Source organism: Campylobacter sp. BCW_6461, assembly GCF_001762735.1.
In the GTDB taxonomy this organism is placed as follows: Bacteria; Campylobacterota; Campylobacteria; order Campylobacterales; family Campylobacteraceae; genus Campylobacter_D; species Campylobacter_D jejuni.
In genome coordinates, this window is sequence record NZ_MJXJ01000028.1 from 49,362 (window position 1) to 69,910 (window position 20,549).

A 20,549-nucleotide genomic window follows, 5' to 3' on the forward strand; every position below is an offset into this window, starting at 1 on the left:
GAGAAAATTATGGATAAAAGAATAGAAGAAGTAGCGGCAAAAGCTTTGGAAAAAATGGGTAATGATAGATATCGCCTTTCTTTAGTGGTAGCAAAAAGAGCGGAACAATTGGCAAATGGAGCAACCCCTTTGGTAGACTTTGATAAAAATAAAAATAAACTTGCAGATATAGCTTTATATGAAATTGCAGAAAATAAAATCACTTTAGAGGGTTTAGTTGAAACCAATCGATGAAGAATTATTGCTTGAACAATTAATCGATAATGTAAAAAATTGTAAAGATTTAGAAGCTGCTAAGGCTTTGCTTTTCGAAATTTGTGGCCATGATGCTATTCTTGAAAAAGCGGTAGATTACTGTATATTTTGCCATGAAGGGCAGTTTAGAAAAAGTGGAGAGCCTTATGCGGTACATCCTATTTTAGTAGCAACACTGGTTGGATTTTTAAGTGAAAATAAAAGCAATATTTTAGCTGCTTTATTGCATGATGTGATCGAAGATACAAACTGTACTAAAGAAGAACTTAGAGAGCAGTTTGGTTCTGAGGTTTTAAAACTTGTTTTAGGGCTTACTAAAATTATAGAAATTAGAGAAGATAATCTCATTTCATCAAAATCTAAAAAAAGTTTAACTAAATCAGCCTTGACTTTCAGAAATATGCTTTTAGCAAGCATTGAAGATGTTGGGGTTTTGATTGTGAAGTTATGTGATAGGCTGCATAATATGCTTACTCTTGATATTCTAAGAGAAGATAAGCAAAAAAGAATCAGCGAAGAAACTTTAGTTGTATATGCCCCAATAGCCCATAGACTTGGTATTTCAAGCATAAAAAATTATTTGGAAGATCTTAGTTTTAAATATCTTATGCCAGATGAGTATAAGCTTATTGACAATTATATCAACTCCAATAATCAAGAAATGCAATTAGGTTTAAATGAATTTATTTCCAAAATCGAACTTTTATTTTTGAGCAATGGCTTTAGACAAGGTAGTTTTGAAATTCAAAAACGCATTAAACATAGCTATTCTATTTATCTTAAAATGCAAAGAAAAGGCATTGGTATTGAAGAAGTTCTTGATTTGCTTGGGGTAAGAATTTTGGTTGAAAAAGTAAGTGATTGTTATTTAGCTTTGGGAATTTTACATACACATTTTAATCCCTTGGTTTCGCGTTTTAAGGATTATATAGCCTTGCCTAAACAAAATGGTTATCAAACCATACATACCACACTTTTTGATGCTAAAAGTATTATAGAAGCACAAATTCGAACTTTTGATATGCATAAAATTGCGGAATTTGGTATAGCAGCGCATTGGAAATATAAAGAAGATGGCAGTGTGGTTGCGCCTCGTCTTGATTGGCTTACAGATATTTCAATGCAAAGTATAAACAATCTTGAAAATGCAGAAGATTATAATGCTATTGAACTTTATGAATATGCTAAAGATAGTCTTTATGTTGAAGATGTCGCAGTTTATTCTCCTAAGGGAGAAATTTTCACTTTGCCTCGTGGTGCAACGGTTCTTGATTTTGCTTATGAAGTGCATACCAAAGTAGGGCTTCATGCAAAAAGTGCTTATGTAAATCGTATTAAAGTGCCTTTGTTAACCGAGCTTAAAAATGGCGATATTGTGCGAGTGGTTACTAGCAATGATAAATTTTATCGCTGTTCTTGGATAGATAGTGTTAAAACAGGAAAAGCAAAAGCAAGTATAAGGGAATTTTGTAAGCAAAAAATCAGAGAGATTAATCTAGCAAGTTCTATTAATATGTTAAGTTTTATTTTTGGAGTTGATAAAAACAGAATTGAAACTTGGATAGAAAAAGAAAATTTAGCCAGACGTATTAGACAAGTAGCAACAGATAGTGCTTATTTGAAAGATATAGTTAATGGTCTTAAAAAATACGCCAAGAAGTCATATTGGTTTGATAAATATGAGATTAAAGAACAAAAAATAGGAAATTTTACTCTATATTGTAACCATAAAATCGCTAATGTGGATTTTGATTTTTGCTGCCATCCAAAAAGAGGTGATGCTGTTTTAGCTTTTGTTAAAGGTGGTAACGCTATTGTCCATCATAAGCTTTGCGATAGAGCTGATAAAATGATAGATAATAATCAAGATATGGTATTTATAAAATGGGATTCTAACATCCCTAAATCTTATAAATTGATTTTTTCTTTGGAAAATAAAAAAGGTGTTTTAGCGGAATTTTTGGCATTTTTAGCTAAAATGCAGATAAATTTATTAACAATTAATTTATCAAGTGATTTAAATTCGGCGGTAGATTATTTTGAGATTACAATGGAAATTCCTGATAATATCAATCCAGATAGTGTCAAGGATAGGTTAAAATCTCGTTGTAAAATTTTAGATTTTACATCTTTAAATGATGCTTATAAAGAAGGTTAAAAAGGTTTATTATGGATATAAAAAAAATATTAGCAGAAGTTAAGCGTGGTTGTGCAGAGCTTATTGATGAAGAAAGAATAGAAAAATTAATTAAAAATTATTATGAAAAGGGTGAAAATTTCTTTATAAAGGCGGGGTTTGATCCTACAGCGCCTGATTTACATTTAGGTCATAGCGTGGTTTTAACAAAAATGGCTTTTTTGCAAAAACATGGAGCTATTGTGCAGTTTTTGATTGGAGATTTTACAGGACAAATTGGCGATCCAAGTGGAAAAAGTGCAACGCGTAAAAAGCTGGATAAAGAGCAAGTTTTAATCAATGCTAAAACTTATGAAACGCAGGTTTTTAAGGTTTTGGATAAAGAAAAAACACAGATTAAGTTTAATTCTACTTGGCTTAATGAACTTGGAGCTGCGGGTATAGTAGAGCTTACTTCAACTTTTAGTGTAGCTAGAATGCTTGAGCGTGACGATTTTACCAAGAGATTTAAAGAGCAAAGTCCTATTTCGATTTGCGAGTTTTTGTATCCTTTACTTCAAGGATATGATAGTGTGGCTTTAAAAAGCGATATTGAAATGGGTGGAACGGATCAAAAATTTAATCTTTTGATGGGAAGACAGCTTCAAAGAGTTTATAACATAGGAAAAGAACAAGCTGTGATTATGATGCCTTTACTCGAAGGTTTAGACGGTGTAAACAAAATGAGTAAGAGTTTAAATAATTACATTGGTGTTACAGAAAAAGCTAATGATATGTATGCTAAAATTTTAAGTATTAGTGATGAATTGATGTTTAGATATTATGAACTTTTAAGTCAAAAAAGTCTAGAAGAAATTGCGCAAATAAAAAAAGATATAGAACAAAGCAATTTACATCCTAAAAAAGCTAAAGAAAATTTAGCTTTAGAGATTACAGAGCGTTTTCACTCCAAAGAAGAGGCTAATAATGCTAAGTCTGAATTTGATAGAATTCATTCTCAAAATGCTTTGCCAAGTGATATGGCTGAGTTTGAAATACAAGGAAAAATTTGGCTTGCTAAGGCTTTGGTTGAATGTGGTTTGGAAAGTTCTACTTCTGCGGCAAGAAGAAGCATCAGTGCTAATGCAGTAAGTGTAAATTCTCAAAAAGTTAGCGACGAGCAAATGTATTTGAAACAAGGAGAATACATCTTACAAATAGGTAAAAGAAAATTTGCAAAATTAAAGGTAAAAGAATGAATTTACAACCCTTACAAATAGGAAAACATACTATAAAATATCCCATTTTTCAAGGGGGAATGGGACTAGGCATAAGCTGGGATAGATTAGCTTCTGCAGTTTCTTTAAATGGTGGACTTGGGATTATTTCTTCTGTGGGAACAGGATATTATGAAGAAAGAAAGTATGCAAGTAAAGAATTAAATGCTAAGCCTTATGGAAGTGAAAATTTTTACTCACGCAAGGGTTTGCAAGCTTTGATTAATAATGCAAGAAAAGTTTGTGGCGATGCACCTTTGGGGTGTAATATCTTATGTGCAAGTAATGATTATGCAAGAATAGCACGCGATGCTTGTGAGGTTGGTTTTAATGTGATTGTTTCAGGTGCTGGACTTCCTACAAATTTACCTGAATTTACTGCAGATTTTCCTGATGTGGCTTTAGTGCCTATCATTTCATCTGCAAAGGCTTTAAAAATTATTTGCAAAAGATGGCAAAGCCGTTACAATCGCTTGCCTGATGCAGTGGTTTTAGAAGGGCCAAAAAGTGGAGGTCATCAAGGTTTTACTTATGAGCAGTGCTTAGATCCAAATTATCAGCTAGAAAAATTAATCGCTCCTGTGGTAGAAGAGGCTAAAAATTGGGGGTCTTTTCCCGTGATTGCTGCAGGTGGAATTTGGGATAAAAAAGATATAGAAAATGCTATTTCTTTAGGGGCTAGTGGTGTTCAAATGGGAACGCGTTTCATAGGAACTTTTGAATGTGATGCGAGTGAAGAGTTTAAAAGCGTTTTGCTAGCTTCTAAAGAAGAAGATATAGAGCTTATTAAATCTCCTGTGGGCTATCCTGCTCGTGGAGTTAGAACCAATCTTTTAAATTTGGTAGATAAAAGAATGGGTCCAAAGATTAATTGTATAAGCAATTGTGTAGCGCCTTGTGGACGTGGAAAAGAGGCGACTAAAGTAGGGTATTGTATAGCAGATAGGCTTTTTGATGCGTGGTCAGGCAAAAAAGAAACAGGACTTTTCTTTACAGGTGCAAATGGATATCGTTTAGATAAGCTTATCAGTGTTAAAGAACTTATGGAAAAATTGGTTAATGGTGAATAATGGCTAAAATTTTTGTATTTTTAGTATTTGCTTTCACAACTCTTTTTGGAGCTTATGAAAATGAACTTGCAAATTTTGATAAAAATTTTATCGGTTCTAAAAGTGAAGTGCAAGTAAAATTTCACCATCAGCTCAAAAGCCTTTATATACAAAGTGTTATTCATGAAGATGAAAAAACTAAAATTGAAATTTTAAAAAGATTGATCATCAGTTCAAATACTTTAAATTTAGATGACAAGTCATATGCTAATGAGTTAAAAGAAAGTGGTATAAGTGAAGCAAGTATTAATGCTTTAAGAAAGGCTGTTATTAAAGATATTAAGGTTCAAAATATTTCTCAAGACACTGAAAAAACAACTTTTGAACCTATAAAAACAGTTCAAAAAAATGAAAAAAAATCATCTAACGAACAAATAAAAAATACAGAAAAAACAAATTCTAAAACTTCGCAAGCACCAAAGAGCAGTATCGTTTCTAAAGCAAAAAGCGATGATAAAATTTATGTTTTAAAGTCAAGTAAAACAAACCAAGGTGTAGAGTTTGAACTAAATGCAGATTTGGATAAGGATCAATTAAAAAGTTTTGCTTTAGACGAAAAAGGAAACTATCGTTTTATTAGTGATTTTGATGGGGTTTTAGAAGGGGGTAAAAAAGAGTTTAAATTTGATGACTATCGTTTAGTGATTTCACAATTTAATCCCAAAACCATACGCATAGTGGTTTATGCTAAAGAAAAAATTCCTATTGATATATCTTTTAAAGAAGAAAAAATAATTTTTTCAAAAGAAACTACTAGTCAAAAAAAGACTGAGCAAATTAGTAAAATTTCAGAGAAAAAGCAAGATCAAAAAACAGAAATTAAAACCAAAGTTTTAGAAACAAAAAAACAAGATAAAAAAACCAATAATGAAAAAGAAAATCAAAAACCTTTATATGTTTTAGATGTGGATAAAATTTCTAATGCTGTGGTGTTAAATTTAAGCGATGATTTAGATGAAAAAGAAATAGCAGTATTTGATACCAAAGATCAAAAATTCCGATATGTTGTAAGTTTTAAGGGTGTGTTAGAAGGTAATAGAAAAAGCTTTACTTTTGGACAAAATGTGATTACAGTTACTCAATACAATCCAAAAACCGTTCGTGTGGTTTTGAGTGCTCCTAAAGAATTTAAACTTTTAAAGGAGTTGGATAATAATAATCTCACTTTAGGTTTTTATATACAAACTACAAATCAAAATGCAAACAAAAAAGCAACTCAAAGTTCTAGTAAAACTTTAAATACAAATTACAAATCAGGAAAGCTTGTGGTTATCGATGCGGGGCATGGTGGAAAAGATAGCGGTGCTTTAAGTGATAAAAAAGGAAGTTTAAAAGAAAAAGATATAGTTTTAAGTACGGCTTTAAAACTTGGAAATGAACTTAAAAAACGCGGTTATAAAGTGCTTTATACTAGAAGTTCGGATAAATTTATCAATCTTCGTGATAGAACCAAATATGCCAATGATAAAAGAGCGGATTTGTTTATTTCTATACATGCTAACGCAGCACCAAATGCCACAAAAGCCAAAAGTAGCGAAGGCGTGGAAACTTTCTTTTTAAGTCCTGCAAGAAGCGAAAGAAGTAAAAAGGCAGCAGAAAAAGAAAATCAAGGGGATTTTGAAGAGATTAATTATTTCTCAAAACAAAGTATTTTAAATTTCTTAAATCGTGAAAAAATCGTTGCTTCAAATAAACTAGCCATTGATGTACAAAAAAATATACTCACTCAAACACGCAAAAAGTATAAAATTGTAGATGGCGGTGTAAGAGAAGCACCTTTTTGGGTTTTAGTAGGTGCGCAAATGCCTGCAATTTTGATTGAAATTGGCTATATTACACATCCAAATGAAGGCAAAAGAATCGCCAATAAAGCTTTTCAAGATTTATTGGTTAAGGGTATTGCCGATGGAGTTGAGAGTTATTTTTATAACAACCGATGAAAAAAGCTAAGCTAATTTTTAAGGATAATACTCCTTTTTCTTTGGATTTTGATGATTTTTATTTTAATTCCAAAGATGGCTTAAATGAAAGCAAATTTGTTTACACTCATTCTTTTGAATGGAAAAATCAAGAAAATTTTATTATCGCAGAGAGTGGTTTTGGTATAGGTTTAAATTTTTTTCTTACTTTGAAACGCCTTTTAGAAACTACCCCTTCTAAGCGTCCTAAAAAACTTTTTTATATTAGCGTAGAAGCTTTTTATATCGAAAAAGAACAATTAAGAGAAATTTATCAAAAACTAGAATTTTATGAAGAGTTTAAAGAGCTTTTAGAACAATTTTTAAAATTTTATCCTAAGGCTAAAGAAGGAATTTATCGTTTTTATTTTGAAGATTGTTTTTTAGATCTTGTTTTTGAAGATATAGCTGTTTTAAAAGAATTGGATTTTAAAGCTGATGTTTGGTATTTAGATGGATTTTCTCCAAATAAAAACTTGCAAATGTTTGATGAAAATTTAATCTTTGAAGTGGCAAGACTTTCTAAAAAAAATACACAAATTTGCACCTTTTCTTCGGCAAGTTTTTTGCAAAAAAATTTAAAAAAATATGGTTTTAGAGTAGAAAAAACCAAAGGTTTTAGAAAAAGAGAAATGATTAAAGCTTATTTGGAAAATGAGCTTGAGTTTAAAGACAAAGAAGCGTATTTTTCAAGAACATTTTCATCTTTAAAAAATAAAAAAGTAGCTATTATTGGTGCGGGTATATCAAGCGCTGTTTTAGCTTATGAACTTAGTTTAAGGGGTTTTGAGATAGATGTTTTTGAAAAATATTTAGAATTAGGCAAGGGTGCAAGTGGAAATGAAAGTGGAATTTTAAGCTCTTTAATCTTAAAACCTAAGGTAAATTTAGGGGAGTTTTCAGAGCTTTCTTTTATAGAAGCAAGCCGTTTTTATAGACAAATTTTAGATTTAGAATTTAAGGGTGTGGTGGAGTTTGCACATAATGATTTGATGCAAGAAAGATTTGACACACAAAGAGAAAATGTTTTGTTTAAAATTTCAAAAAATCAAGCTTTTTTAGAAGAGGGTGGAGTGATTTTTCCAAAAAATTTGGTTAAAAATCTTTTTGAAAAAAGTAAAGCTTGTATATATTTTAATCATGAATTTCAAGCTTATAAATTTAAAAATGAGTGTTTTACTTTAAAATTTAAAAATGATATTGTTAAAAGTGATTATGCGGTTTTGATTTATGCTATGGGTGCAGATACAAAAGATTTTGTTTTTTATGATGAGATGAAATTAAGCAAAGTAAGAGGTCAAGTTACACATCTAAAACCTTTTTTAGATACCCCATTTCCTTTATCTTCTAAGGCTTATATTTGCCCTGTAAAAGATGATTTGCAAGTAATTGGAGCAAGTTATGATAGGCTTAATGCAAGTTTAGAATCAAAAGAAGAAGATGATAAACAAAATATAGAAAATATAGCCGAATTTATAGATAAAAATACAAAATTAGAAATCATAGGTTCTAAGGTAGGCTTTAGATCTTATTCGAGTGATCGCTTTATGATAGTTGGAAATGCCTATGATGAAGTGTTTTATAAAGAAGAATATAAAGCTTTATTATGGACAAAAAACAAGGAGCAAAAACCAGCTAAAATGTCTTGTAATTTGTATTTTAATTTTGCTCATGGATCAAGGGGTTTTAGCACAAGTGTTTTAGCGGCAAGGTATTTGTGTGCATTGATAAATAATGAACCCTTGTGTTTAGAAAAAAAATACATCCACGCTATTCACCCTGCAAGATTTTTGATTCGCAAACTCAAAAAAGGCTTATGATTAAGCTTTAATTAAGAGTGATACTAATATTTGCTTATGAGAGTAAGTTTTTAACTTTATTTTAACTTTCTTTATTTTATTATTTATAGAGAATAAATTTCATGTTATAAAGGAAATATAATGATTGATTATCATCAAATAGAGTCGCGTTTATCGGCTCTTGAAAAGCTTCCTTCTTTGAAAGACAATGATAGTATTACAAAAGCATTAGAAAAGTCAGGTTTTTCTAGAAGGGATTTTATGAAATGGGCAGGTGCTATGACGGCATTTTTGGCTTTGCCAGCGAGTTTTACTCCTATGGTGGCAAAAGCTGCTGAGCTTGCTGATAGGCTTCCTGTTGTGTGGCTTCATATGGCTGAGTGTACAGGCTGTAGTGAGAGTTTGTTAAGAAGTGATACTCCAACGATTGATAGTTTGATTTTTGATTATATTTCTTTAGAATATCACGAAACAGTGATGGCTGCAGCAGGTTGGCAAGCTGAAGAAAATTTAGAAAGTGCCATTCAAAAGCATAAAAATAAATACATTTTAATGGTTGAAGGTGGTATCCCTATGGATGATACGGAGCATTTTTTAACCATAGGTGCACATGGAAAAACAGGCTATGAGCTTTCAAAAATGGCAAGTGAAAATGCTTTGGCGATTTTTGCTATAGGAACCTGTTCTAGCTTTGGAGGAATTCAAGCCGCAAGACCAAATCCTAGCAACGCGCAGCCTTTAAGCAAAGTAACAAGTAAAACTGTGATCAATGTTCCAGGCTGTCCTCCAAGTGAAAAAAATATAGTGGGTAATGTACTTCATTATTTATTATTTGGTGAGTTACCAGCACTTGATGTGTATAATAGACCAAAATGGGCTTATGGTTTAAGAATTCATGATCTTTGTGAAAGACGCGGACATTTTGATGCGGGTGAATTTGTACATGCTTTTGGAGATGAAGGAGCAAAACAAGGTTTTTGTCTTTATAAAGTAGGTTGTAAAGGACCTTATACTTTTAATAACTGCTCAAGAGAGAGATTTAACCAGCACACTTCTTGGCCTATTCAAGCAGGGCATGGTTGTATAGGTTGTTCTGAGCCTAATTTTTGGGATACTATGGGACCTTTTGAAGAGCCTATGGCTAGTCGTAAATTTGATACTGTTTTTGGTTTGGGTGCGGATAGTGTTTCAGATAAAATCGGTATAGGTGTGCTTACACTCACAGGCGTTGCTATAGCAGCACACGCAGTTATATCTTCCAAGCAAAAAGATAAGGAATAAAAATGAGTCAAAAAATAATCGTAGATCCTATTACAAGAATTGAAGGGCATTTAAGAGTTGAAGTTGTTGTTGATGATAACAATGTGGTAAAAGAAGCTTATGCGGGCTCTACTTTGTGGCGTGGTATTGAAACCATAGTAAAAGGGCGTGATCCAAGAGATGCGGGTTTTATGACGCAAAGAATTTGCGGAGTTTGTACTTTTTCACATTATAAAGCAGGTATAGTTGCTGTTGAAAATGCTTTAGGTATTACTCCGCCTTTAAATGCGCTTTTAACAAGAACTTTAATGAATGCGGCTTTATTTTTACACGATCATATTGTGCATTTTTATCAACTTCATGGGCTTGATTGGGCTGATGTGGTAAGTGCTTTAAGTGCTGATGTTAAAAAAGCAAGCGATGAAGCTTTTAAATACACTTCAAATCCTTATGCAACAGGTGCGGATAAACTTCTTGAAGTGCAACAAAGACTTAAAACTTTTGTAGATAAAGGAAATTTAGGACCTTTTGCTAATGCGTACTATGGTCATCCAACTTATCGTTTAAGTCCTGAGCAAAATTTAATCGTTCTTTCTCACTATCTAGAATGTTTAAGAATTCAAAGAATCATTGCTCAATGTATGGCGATTTTTGGAGCTAAAAATCCACATCCACAAAGCTTAACCGTTGGTGGTGTAACTTGCGTTATGGATTTACTCGATCCTGCAAGAATGGGTGAATATATGGTTAAATTCCAAGAAGTGCAAGACTTTGTTAATCGTGCGTATTATCCTGATCTTGTGATGGTAGGAAAAGCTTATGCACATGAAGCAAGTGTTTTAAATGATATAGGGGTAAATAATCTTTATACCTTTAAAGAATTCCAAATCGGAAGAGATGAATGGCTTTTTGAAAGTGGTATTATCAAAAATGGAGATTTAAGCAAGGTTTATGAAGTAGAAGAAGATAAGATTACTGAAGAGGCAACTCATTCTTGGTATGCAGACAATGAACCTTTACATCCTTATGACGGCAAAACAAATCCAAATTATACAGGACTTGTAGATGGGGAAAGCGTAGATCATCATGGAAATAATGTTCATTCTAAAGTGTTTGATACTAAGGGTAAATATAGTTGGATTAAAGCTCCACGCTATGAAGGAAACCCTATGCAAGTAGGACCTTTAGCAAATATCGTTGTAAATTATGCTAAAGGTAATCAAAATGTTGTTCCTGTAGTAGATGAGTTCTTAAAAGAAACAGGACTTCCTTTAAATGCTGTATTTAGTACACTTGGAAGAACAGCTGCTCGTTGTATTGAAGCAAAAATCGTTGCAAATAATGCTTTAAAAGCGTTTAATAATTTAGTTGAAAATTTAAAAGTAGACCAGAGTACTTGTGCTCCTTATGTGATCGATAATTCTAAAGAATACAAAGGACGCTATATGGGGCATGTGCCACGCGGAACATTAAGCCATTGGTGTAGAATTAAAAATGGTGTTATTGAAAATTGGCAAGCTGTGGTGCCTTCTACTTGGAATGCAAGTCCAAAAGACGCAAATGGCGTAGGTGGAAGTTATGAGCAATGTTTGATAGGACTTAAAATCGCTGATGTAAAACAACCACTTGAAATCATTAGAAAAATTCACTCTTATGATCCTTGTATTGCTTGTGCGGTGCATGTAATGGATACTAAGGGCAATAATCTAAGTGAATATAAAGTGAATGTCAATTTATAAGGAGGCTTTCATGCAAAACAAAGAAGAAAAATTGCAAAGAAAAGCTGAATATGAATTTAGCATAGGTTTGCGTTTAACGCACTGGGTAAGAGCTATTGCTATAGTGATTCTTATTGGCACAGGGTATTATCTTTCCTATGTGTTCCAAAGCCCTATTAGTAACGGTGAACCCGTAAATTTTATGCAAGCAAAATACCGCTTAGTACATCAAGCGGTGGGTTTTGTTTTAATCGCTTGTATTATTTTTAAAGTATATTTGTTTTTCTGCGATAAGGTAAGCGCAAAAGAACGCAGAAGTGTATGGGATATTTTTAATATCAAATTATGGATAGAACAAGTAAAATTTTACATTTTCTTAGGAAAACATCCGCATTTAAAAGGGGTTTATAATCCTTTGCAATTTGTAACTTATTTTTTCTTTTATCTTGTGATATTAGGTATCATTCTTACAGGGCTTATTCTTTATACTCATACTTACCATGAGGGCTTAGGTGGGCTTTTATATCATATTTTAAGACCGCTTGAAGCTGCAATGGGCGGTTTGGCCGATGTAAGAACTTATCATAGAATTTTGATGTGGGTAATTATGATTTTTGTGCCAGTACATATTTACATGGCGATTTTTAACGCAGTAAAAGGTAAAGATGGTGCTATGGATGCTATTATTAGCGGATATAAATTTGTAAAAGAAGAAAAGCATTGAAATTCTTAGTCCTTGGAATAGGTAATATCATGTTTGCGGATGAAGGCTTAGGCGTTCATCTTTGCAAACAACTTGAAAAAAACTACAAATTCACTCATTCTGAATTTACTTTAGATTTTGTTGATGGTGGAACTTTGGCTTTGCAGCTTAGCTATATCATCGCTCGATACGATAGACTTATCGTTTTAGACTGTATAGAAGCGCAAGGTGCGAGTATAGGAGATGTATTTTTCTTTCCTTATGATGCTATGCCTAATAAAATTAGCTGGAGTGGAAGTGCCCATGAAATAGAAATGCTTCAAACCTTACAATACATGGAACTTGCAGGAGATTTGCCTAAAACACACATCTTAGCTTGTGTGCCAAAGCGTATTGAAGCGATGAGTTTTAAGCTTTCAGATGAGCTTATACAAGGAGCTAAAATCATGGAAAAAACTTTACTTGATTTTTTAAGCAAGGAAGGTTTTGCTTATGAAAAGATTGCGGATTTTTCTTTGCAAGAATTAGCCGATATTTCTTATAAAAATTACTAAATTTTTGTTCTAAAATTCATAGCTTTATTTAAAGAGATTAAATCCACATTTTCTAAATTTATACCACTTGGAATTCCTTGAGCGATTTTACTAAAAGTTAGGTTTAAGCCTTTAAATTTATCCTCTATAAAAAAGATGGTTGCATCAGAATTAATACTATGTGTCAATGCAAAAATGAGCTCAGAGATATTTAGCTTAAGTATGATTTGCTTTAGTTTTTCAAGTTTTTCTTCATTTAACTCATCTAAAACAAAATATAGCCCATTGTAACTTTGACTCTCTTCGAGTGTTAGTATATCTTTTGGGCTTTCAACTATACATAAAATGTTTTTATTTCTTTCTTCATCGCTACAAATTTCGCAAAGCTCATTTTCGCTTAAAGCACCGCATTGCTCACAAGGTTTTATAAAGCGGATAGCATTTTCTATATTGTGTGCGAGTTTCATACCATCGATTTGATTATTTATGCAAAGGTGATAAGCAAGCCTTATGGCGGTTTTTTTTCCTATGGTAGGTAAATTTGCAAAACTTTCAACAAGTTCATTGAATTTTTCCAGGCCTTTTACCATTATTTTTCTTTATCTCCAAAGAAAATTTTAAAGCAATGCTTTCCATCATCATAAAAATAAATCAAATCAAAATTATGCAGTTTACATACCTCTGAAACTATATAAAGTCCTAGTCCCATACCTTTGACTTGATTGTGTTTTTCTCTTGTAAAAGCTTCAAGATAATGCTCTATAGGCTCTGCTAAAGGTTTGCCTGGATTTTTAATGGTAAAACATTCTTTACAACAAAAAAGCTCACAAGTGCCATTGTCTGAGTATTTTAAGGCATTATCGATAAGATTTTTTAAAATTACAGAGAAAATTTCCATATCAACATTGATTAAAGCGTCATATCTTATATCGACTTTTACAACTTTATTAAAATCATCTATCATAAGGTGTTCTTTAGCTTCTTCAAGTATAGCGCTAAAACGACTAGGTTTAAAGTGTAAGTTGTAGTTTTTTGAAAATAAATTTTCGATTTTGGCAAATTCATTGATCAAAGAATCCATGCGTAAAAATATAGCGATAAGTCTTTCTTTTTGTCTGTCTTCTTTGATCATTTCAGAAATGATTCTCCCTTTTCCTATAGGGGTTTTTAACTCATGCATGATTGTTCTTAGGAAAAGTTGTCTTGATTGGATTAATTCTTGGTTTTTCTTGAAAGCTTTTTGAAATTCAAAGGCGATCTTGCCTACTTCATCTTCTTGATAGTCTAGAAAATCAGGTTGTTCCCCATTTGCAACTTCGGCAACTTGTCTTCTTAATTTTTTTAAAGGTTCTAAGGATTTTAATACAGAAAAATACATAAAAACAACCAACAAAGAAAAAGAGAAAAATCCTATCAATAAAAGATTATAAACCCTATCACTAGTATTTTCTTCATACAAGCCATCAAAATCTTTACATTGAACATCAAAATAAAGATTGCTATGATATTTTAAAGAAGAAAGAGTACAAAGCTCTCCGCCTGCTTTAAAAAGTGATTGTCCATTATTTCTTATAGCTTTTACAAGATTGGGATTTTGTATAGCGTTAAAACCGCTGTTTCCAAGATAAGCTCCTATTTCAACACCTGAAGTGTTTTCATAGGAGATGAGTAAATTTTTTATAAGATTTTCTTGTTTTAAACTTTCTTCTTCATTATAGGCATTCCCTTCTATTTTTAAAAGAACGATAAAAAGCACACAAACCAAGAAAAAAGTAACAATAAATAAAATAATCAGTTTGGTATGAATAGAATAATTTTTTGTCATCCTATCAGTTTATATCCTATACCTCTAACAGAAAAAATATGTTTTGGAGATTTTGAACTATCTCCTATTTTTACCCTTAAGCGACCGATGATAACATCAAGGCTTTTAGAATCTTTATCTTTTAGATTTTTACAGCGACTTACAAGCTGTTCTCTTGAAACACTATATCCGTGTTGTTGGATAAGGTATTCTAAAATTTCAAATTCAGCAGGAGTAAGTGTTAAAACCTTATCTTCATAGGTGATCTCATGTCTTCTTTCATCAATTTTGAAAGCAGAGTTAATATTTTCATTATTAGTGTGTTCAACTCTTTTTGTGCGACGAATAAGACTCATAATCCTTGCATACATTTCTTTTGGATCGTAAGGCTTTGGTAGATAATCATCAGCACCGATTTGAAGCCCCACAACTTTATCGCTTAAGTCACCTCTAGCCGATGAGATGATAATAGGAATATTGCTTTTTTGTCGGATTTCTCTACAAACTTCAAGACCATCAATTCCAGGTAAAGTTAAATCTAAAATCAGACAATCATAGCCTTGAATACCCACATTTAAAGCACTTTTAGGATTTTCAAAATTTGTGATTTTAATATTAAATTGCGCTAAATATTCAGATAATAATTGTGCAAAGTCAGGATCATCTTCTATCATCAACACATTAATCATTCTAGTGTCCTTGTAAATTTTTATGTAGTCTTTAAAATCTTTACATAATTTTATTTAAAATTTGATAAATTATTGATTTTATTTTTGCTAAAATTATATTTTTGAATTTTTAAAATTAAAATTCTAGTAAAATTTTAAATTTTTTAAAGGAATAATGTGGAAATAAGTTATTATGAAATTCTTGAAATCACGCAAAATGCTGATAAAGAAACCATAAAAAAAGCCTATAGAAAAATGGCTTTAAAATATCATCCTGATAGAAACCAAGGTGATAAAGAAGCAGAAGATAAATTCAAGCTTGTTAATGAAGCCTATGAAGTTTTAAGCAATGATGAAAAGCGAGCTATTTATGATAGATACGGAAAAGATGCTTTAAAAGGCGGTGGATTTGGTTCTAGTAGCTCAGGTTTTGGTGGTTTTGAGGATTTAGGAGATATATTTTCTAGTTTTTTTGGAGAAGGCTTTGGCTCATCGCGTCGTAGAAAAAGTTCAAATGATGAGAAAATCCCTTCAGATTTTATCGTTAATTTAAAATTAAGTTTTAAAGAAGCGGTTTTTGGTTGTAAGAAAAATATAGACTTTACTTATAAATGCTCTTGTAAAACTTGTAATGGAACAGGGGCTAAAGATGGAAAGCTTCAAACTTGTCCAAAGTGTCAAGGTAGAGGACAGGTTGGGGTTTCTCAAGGTTTTATCACTTTTGCACAAACTTGCCCTGATTGTCAAGGAATTGGAGAAAAAGCTAGTGAAAAATGTAGTGATTGTAAAGGTTTGGGTTATAATGAAAGCAAAAATAGTGTCGAGCTTAATATCCCAGAAGGTGTAGATACAGGTATGAAGCTTCGTGTCAATGCTAAAGGTAATATCTTAAAAAATGGTACTAGAGGGGATATGTATGTTAAGATCATCGCCGCTGAAGATGATACTTTTATCAGAGATGATGATGATATATATATAGAATTTCCAGTGTTTTTTACTCAAGCTATCTTAGGAGAGAGTATAAAAGTACCCACCATACGCGGTGAAGCGACCTTAAATTTACCAAAGGGTGCTAAAGATGGACAAAGATTTGTTCTTGAAAAAGAAGGGGTAAAAGATGTTCATAGTTCTCGCATAGGAAATCAAATCGTTCAAATTTCTATCAAATTTCCAACTTCTTTAAACGATGAACAAAAAGAACTTTTAGAAAAACTAAGTGAAAGTTTTGGTATCAAAGATGGTATGCATCAAGAGCAAAAAGGACTTTTTGAAAAAATCGCTAATTGGTTTAAGTCTTAATTTTCCTAAAGCGTTTTAGCTTGGGAAAATCTTTTTATATAAATTTAAGTTTTAAAAATCAGGCATAAAAAAAGGCGGAGCAAAACCCCGCCTTGAAGTTAGACTTAAAAGCTTCTTAGAATTTGTAAAGAGCTTGAAGTCTTACAGCATCATGATGAGTGCTTTCAGGATCTGTATCAACATTTACATAAGAGTAGAATGCTGAGAAGTTAAGTTTTGGAGAGTATTTGTAATCTACTCTTGCAACAGCTTCAAGTTTTTTACCACCTTGACCAATTATATTTGTTTTTGTTCCACCGTATACAAAGTCAGCACCAACGCGAACTGTTTCATTAAAAGTATATCCAGCAGTTACATAACCAAAGATATTTCTACCAATATCGCCATTTAAATTAGAACCATTAGTATAGAAAATTTCTTCACCTGCAAGCAAAGAGCCAAGATTACCTTGATCTTCAATTGTGGTTAAAGTAACTTTATCTTTTTTACCATAGTATAAACCACCAAGACTTGCATCCCAACCATTTACCTCAACAGTGCCTCTTAAAGCAAAGAAATTACCATTTGCTGCATCTAATCTATCTTTAAGTTTATTATCTACAGAATTTCCTAGGTAAGCACCTTCGATAGTCCAGTTAATTCCATCAAAGATAGTTGTGCTATAAGCTGCATCTAAAGCATATAAGAATGCATTATCACTCATATAAGCTAACCATAATTGTGGGTTGAATTGTCCACCAGCGATATCATAAGAGCCGATAGCTGCAGCACCATAAATATTTTTGCTCCAATCTAAAGCACCACTTACATCACTATCACCTTTAGGATTTCCACGATTAAATTGAACTCCTGTAATTTTTTGATTATTATCTTGAGTAATTGTTACAGTAGTATCTGAAGCTTCATTGAAACTATCCATTGCAAAAGCAGCTAGAGTTAAACCATCGATGCTGTTGTTTACTACTTTAACACCTGTTCCAACTAAACCATCGATACCATTGTCAGTCCAGATAGTGTTTAGTTGTTGTTTACCAGCGATTACGCTTGTAGCAACATCTTCATTTGTATAAGTTAAATATAATTGACGAACTGTTAAAGTATCGCTTGTGTTACTGATGCTATCTGTGCCATAACCACCATCTTGTGAGTTGTAGTCAAATTGAACGAAAGCTTTAAAGTTGTCTGATATAGCACCGCTGAAGTTAACTTGTGCTCTGTATTTATGATCTTGTTTTCCAGAAATACCAGAACCAAAATTTGCATTGCTCCATGGATTGCTACTTTCATATCTGTATCTTAATACTCCAGATACATCGATATCTTTGATCGCTTCTTCAAGTGGAGTAGCGTTAGCTGCTGAAAAAGCACCTGCAGCAAGAGCTGCAACTAAACTAATTTTAACTAGTTTCATGAGAATTCTCCTTGTCAAAAATTAATAAAACATCGTAATTGTAGCACATAAATTTGGAGTTTTTTCTTAAGAAGCACTTAAAATAGTAAAAATTTTAAATCCGAAGGATAAAAACATCTAAAGAAAAGCCTAGCTAAAGGGATTTAAGCTAGGCGTGTAATTTTAAGGAGTTTTTCTTATGAATGTTTTTCGGTTCGTTTAGAAGTATAAGCCTAAAAAGTAAACAAGAAGTAATATATAGTTGTTTTAAATTATTTTGATAAAAAAACAAGTAAATTTTTACAAGCTAGGGATAAAATTTTATAAGTTTCATCAAAATTCCCACTATACCAAGGATCAGGGACTTCATCGTAGTTTAGACTAGGGCTAAAATCAGTGATTTTTAAAACTTTGTTTTGGGTGTTGGTGAAGTTTTTTAAAACATTTTTGAAGTTAGAATTGTCCATGGTGATTAAAAAATCGCTTTCATCGCAAAGCTTTTGAGTGAGTTTTTTGCTTGTGAAGTTTTTGTGTTCTATGTTAAGTTGAGTAAGCTTGTTTTTGGTGCCATAGTGCATACCTTCTCCATCGTGTTCTCCTGAAGTTCCAGCACTACTTATAAAAAATTCTTTTTCTAAATTTGCTTTTTTGATAAGATCTTTCATGATAAATTCTGCCATAGGCGAACGGCATATATTGCCTAAACATATAAAGAGTATTTTTTTCATTTTTATCCTTGAGTTTTAATTAAAAATTATAAAAAATATCATACAATAAATCCATGGAAAATTTCAATAGAACTTTGCTTGTGTGTTGGTTTGGTGTTTTTACCACAAGTATGGGGCTTAGTCAAATCGCTCCGATTTTGCCTTTTTATATCAAAGAACTAGGACATGTTGATACGAGTGAGATAGCGTTTTATTCAGGACTTGCTTTTGGGATCACTCCGCTTTTTATGGCTGTTTTTTCACCTTTGTGGGCTTTTTTGGGTGCAAAGTATGGTTATAAAAATATGCTTCTTCGTGCAAGTTTTGGGATGTCGGTTTTAACTTTATGGCTTAGCTTTGCTCATAGTGCTTTAGAAGTAGTTTTTGTGCGGGGTTTAACAGGGATAATTTCGGGTTTTACTTCTGCTGTTGTGTTTATCGCTGTGATAGCACCTAAAGAAAAAGTCGCTTATGCTTTAGGAACTCTTTCTACGGCTTCTATAAGTGGAAGTTTGCTTGGGCCTTTGTTTGGTGGCTTTGTGGCTGAATTTTTTAGTATTAGTACGGTTTTTGATATGGTGGCTTTTTTGATCGCTTGTTCTTTTGTGACGATTTATTTTTTCATCCATGAGAGAAAAATTCAAAAAGAGGCGAAGAAAAATACTCAAAAAGTGAAAGAAAACAAAACCCTTATTATCGTTCTTTTTATCACTACTTTTGTGATACAATTTGGTACTTTTGGAGTGATGCCGATTTTAAGTATCTATGTTGAGCAAATTCATCAAGGTGGAAATTTGGCTCTTTGGGCGGGTATAGTAGTGGCTGCAAGTGGGATTAGCAATCTTTTTTTCGCACCAAAACTTGGAAAAATCGCCGATAAGATAGGGCCTAGTAAGATTATTTTTGGAGCTTTGATATTTTGTGGAATTTGCTTTTATTTGCAGGCTGTAGTAAGTAATGTTTATACGCTTATTTTCGTGCGTTTACTTATAGGTGTAGGACTTGGAGGGCTTTTGCCTTGTGTGAATGCCTTGCTTAAAAAAAGTGTGAGTGCTAAAAATTTAAGTGTGATTTTTGGTTTTAATCAAACTTGTCAATTTTTGGGAAATTTTTGTGGAGCTTTTGGCGGAGGGATTATGGCTTCACATTTTAGCGTGGAATTTGTTTTTACTTTTGTGTGTTTGATTTTTATCATTAATGCTTTTATTTTCTTAGCGTTTGAGAAAAAATATATCTTTTCAAATCAAGGTTTATAAATTTAGAAAGGTTTAAAATGGAAATGATTTTATTTGTTTTAGTGATGATTTTACTTGTACTTTTGTTTGTAGTGCTTTTTAGGCAGTATAAAAGCCCTAAAATAGAAGAAAAAAGCACGCAAAGTTTTAGCGATATCATGCAGCTTAAATCCATAGGAGAATTAAGTGTTTTTCAAGTTTTTAGTAAAGAGATTGTCACTAAAAAAGATAGCGCTTTTAATGGAATTTGGAAAAATCTTTTAGGATGGTCTTTGAGTGAAAGACAGATTGCTTTGATTTTTGAATTTGAGATCACTTTCTTGTATGATTTAAGGGATAAAAACTTTGATATTTTGCCTTTAGGGGACGATGCTTATAAGATCATCATGCCAGAGTGTAGATACAAACACAGCATCATAGATATGAAATTTTATGATGAAAAAAATGCTAAATTTTTACCTTTTTTACTGCCTGATTCTATCAATAGTACGGGGATTAGTTTTAGCGAAAGTGATAAAAACAAACTCATAAAAGAAGCCAAAGATGAGGTTAAAGACTTGTCTTTAAATCTTATCCAAAATTTAGAAAGCAAAATTCATAAAAGTGCTAAGGATACTTTAGAAGCTATTGCTAAAGGTTTTGGAGCTAAGAGAGTGGAATTTGAATTCAAGGATAACACGCAAAAGCTAGATATTAACTAGCTTTTTTCTTGTTTTAC

The 20,549-nt window shown here is 32.2% G+C and carries 18 protein-coding genes; 13 read left to right on the top strand and 5 right to left on the bottom strand.

Annotated elements, in window-relative coordinates:
• The first annotated feature begins 9 nt into the window (after positions 1–9).
• From AJ882_RS08650 to AJ882_RS08695, 10 genes are all read left to right on the top strand, one after another.
• The gene (locus AJ882_RS08650) at positions 10–234 is read left to right on the top strand and encodes a DNA-directed RNA polymerase subunit omega (protein WP_002853464.1); all 225 of its coding nucleotides are present in this window, start codon (positions 10–12) and stop codon (positions 232–234) included.
• Entirely contained in the window at positions 218–2,413 is a 2,196-nt protein-coding gene (locus AJ882_RS08655) for a RelA/SpoT family protein (protein WP_002867343.1), read from the top strand. The genes AJ882_RS08650 and AJ882_RS08655 overlap by 17 nt, the downstream gene beginning before the upstream one ends.
• Before the next feature lie 11 nt (positions 2,414–2,424).
• Positions 2,425–3,630: a tyrosine--tRNA ligase gene (gene tyrS, locus AJ882_RS08660; RefSeq protein ID WP_002874423.1), complete on the top strand. Its 1,206-nt coding sequence runs from the start codon at positions 2,425–2,427 to the stop codon at positions 3,628–3,630.
• On the top strand, positions 3,627–4,718 hold the full coding sequence (locus tag AJ882_RS08665; protein WP_002857924.1) for a nitronate monooxygenase: 1,092 nt from the start codon (positions 3,627–3,629) through the stop codon (positions 4,716–4,718). The genes tyrS and AJ882_RS08665 overlap by 4 nt, the downstream gene beginning before the upstream one ends.
• On the top strand, positions 4,718–6,697 hold the full coding sequence (locus tag AJ882_RS08670; protein WP_002867345.1) for an N-acetylmuramoyl-L-alanine amidase: 1,980 nt from the start codon (positions 4,718–4,720) through the stop codon (positions 6,695–6,697). The genes AJ882_RS08665 and AJ882_RS08670 overlap by 1 nt, the downstream gene beginning before the upstream one ends.
• A complete protein-coding gene (gene mnmC / locus AJ882_RS08675) occupies positions 6,694–8,535 on the top strand; it encodes a bifunctional tRNA (5-methylaminomethyl-2-thiouridine)(34)-methyltransferase MnmD/FAD-dependent 5-carboxymethylaminomethyl-2-thiouridine(34) oxidoreductase MnmC (protein WP_002867346.1) in 1,842 nt (613 codons plus the stop codon). Before AJ882_RS08670 ends, mnmC begins: the two co-directional genes overlap by 4 nt.
• 120 nt (positions 8,536–8,655) lie before the next feature.
• Positions 8,656–9,795 (top strand): hydrogenase small subunit, encoded by a 1,140-nt coding sequence (locus AJ882_RS08680; RefSeq protein ID WP_070279742.1) that lies wholly within the window; start codon positions 8,656–8,658, stop codon positions 9,793–9,795.
• Between the two features lie 2 nt (positions 9,796–9,797).
• Positions 9,798–11,513, top strand: coding sequence for a nickel-dependent hydrogenase large subunit (locus tag AJ882_RS08685; RefSeq protein WP_002867348.1), 1,716 nt, complete (start codon positions 9,798–9,800; stop codon positions 11,511–11,513).
• A 10-nt stretch (positions 11,514–11,523) separates the two neighbouring features.
• Entirely contained in the window at positions 11,524–12,216 is a 693-nt protein-coding gene (cybH, locus tag AJ882_RS08690) for a Ni/Fe-hydrogenase, b-type cytochrome subunit (RefSeq protein ID WP_002853700.1), read from the top strand.
• Positions 12,213–12,749, top strand: a complete 537-nt coding sequence (locus AJ882_RS08695) for a HyaD/HybD family hydrogenase maturation endopeptidase (RefSeq protein WP_002859319.1) — start codon at positions 12,213–12,215, stop codon at positions 12,747–12,749. Before cybH ends, AJ882_RS08695 begins: the two co-directional genes overlap by 4 nt.
• Here the strand turns inward: AJ882_RS08695 and recR are convergent.
• Genes recR through AJ882_RS08710 form a run of 3 tightly spaced genes read right to left on the bottom strand, consistent with a single transcriptional unit; the run spans position 12,746 to position 15,221 of the window.
• On the bottom strand, positions 12,746–13,318 hold the full coding sequence (gene recR, locus AJ882_RS08700) for a recombination mediator RecR (protein WP_011049920.1): 573 nt from the start codon (positions 13,316–13,318) through the stop codon (positions 12,746–12,748). The two genes, AJ882_RS08695 and recR, sit on opposite strands and share 4 nt — an antisense overlap.
• A complete protein-coding gene (locus AJ882_RS08705; RefSeq protein WP_070279744.1) occupies positions 13,318–14,553 on the bottom strand; it encodes an ArsS family sensor histidine kinase in 1,236 nt (411 codons plus the stop codon). The genes recR and AJ882_RS08705 overlap by 1 nt, the downstream gene beginning before the upstream one ends.
• Positions 14,550–15,221: a response regulator transcription factor gene (locus AJ882_RS08710; RefSeq protein ID WP_002853168.1), complete on the bottom strand. Its 672-nt coding sequence runs from the start codon at positions 15,219–15,221 to the stop codon at positions 14,550–14,552. Before AJ882_RS08710 ends, AJ882_RS08705 begins: the two co-directional genes overlap by 4 nt.
• 156 nt (positions 15,222–15,377) lie before the next feature.
• Here AJ882_RS08710 and dnaJ point away from each other — a divergent pair, with 156 nt between their 5' ends.
• Positions 15,378–16,499 (top strand): molecular chaperone DnaJ, encoded by a 1,122-nt coding sequence (dnaJ, locus tag AJ882_RS08715; RefSeq protein ID WP_011049918.1) that lies wholly within the window; start codon positions 15,378–15,380, stop codon positions 16,497–16,499.
• 115 nt (positions 16,500–16,614) lie between these two features.
• Here the strand turns inward: dnaJ and porA are convergent, their stop codons facing one another.
• Together porA and AJ882_RS08725 are read right to left on the bottom strand one after the other, a co-directional pair.
• On the bottom strand, positions 16,615–17,910 hold the full coding sequence (porA, locus tag AJ882_RS08720) for a group 2 major outer membrane porin protein PorA (RefSeq protein ID WP_052795691.1): 1,296 nt from the start codon (positions 17,908–17,910) through the stop codon (positions 16,615–16,617).
• A 251-nt stretch (positions 17,911–18,161) separates the two neighbouring features.
• A complete protein-coding gene (locus AJ882_RS08725) occupies positions 18,162–18,617 on the bottom strand; it encodes a low molecular weight protein-tyrosine-phosphatase (RefSeq protein ID WP_011049916.1) in 456 nt (151 codons plus the stop codon).
• Between the two features lie 53 nt (positions 18,618–18,670).
• On the opposite strand from AJ882_RS08725, the gene AJ882_RS08730 reads away from it, so the two are divergent.
• Positions 18,671–19,852 carry an MFS transporter gene (locus AJ882_RS08730; RefSeq protein WP_014517271.1) on the top strand — a complete coding sequence of 394 codons (1,182 nt, stop codon included), beginning with the start codon at positions 18,671–18,673 and terminating at the stop codon, positions 19,850–19,852.
• Between the two features lie 17 nt (positions 19,853–19,869).
• Positions 19,870–20,532: a DUF4230 domain-containing protein gene (locus tag AJ882_RS08735; protein WP_002859315.1), complete on the top strand. Its 663-nt coding sequence runs from the start codon at positions 19,870–19,872 to the stop codon at positions 20,530–20,532.
• Positions 20,533–20,549: the final 17 nt, after the last annotated feature.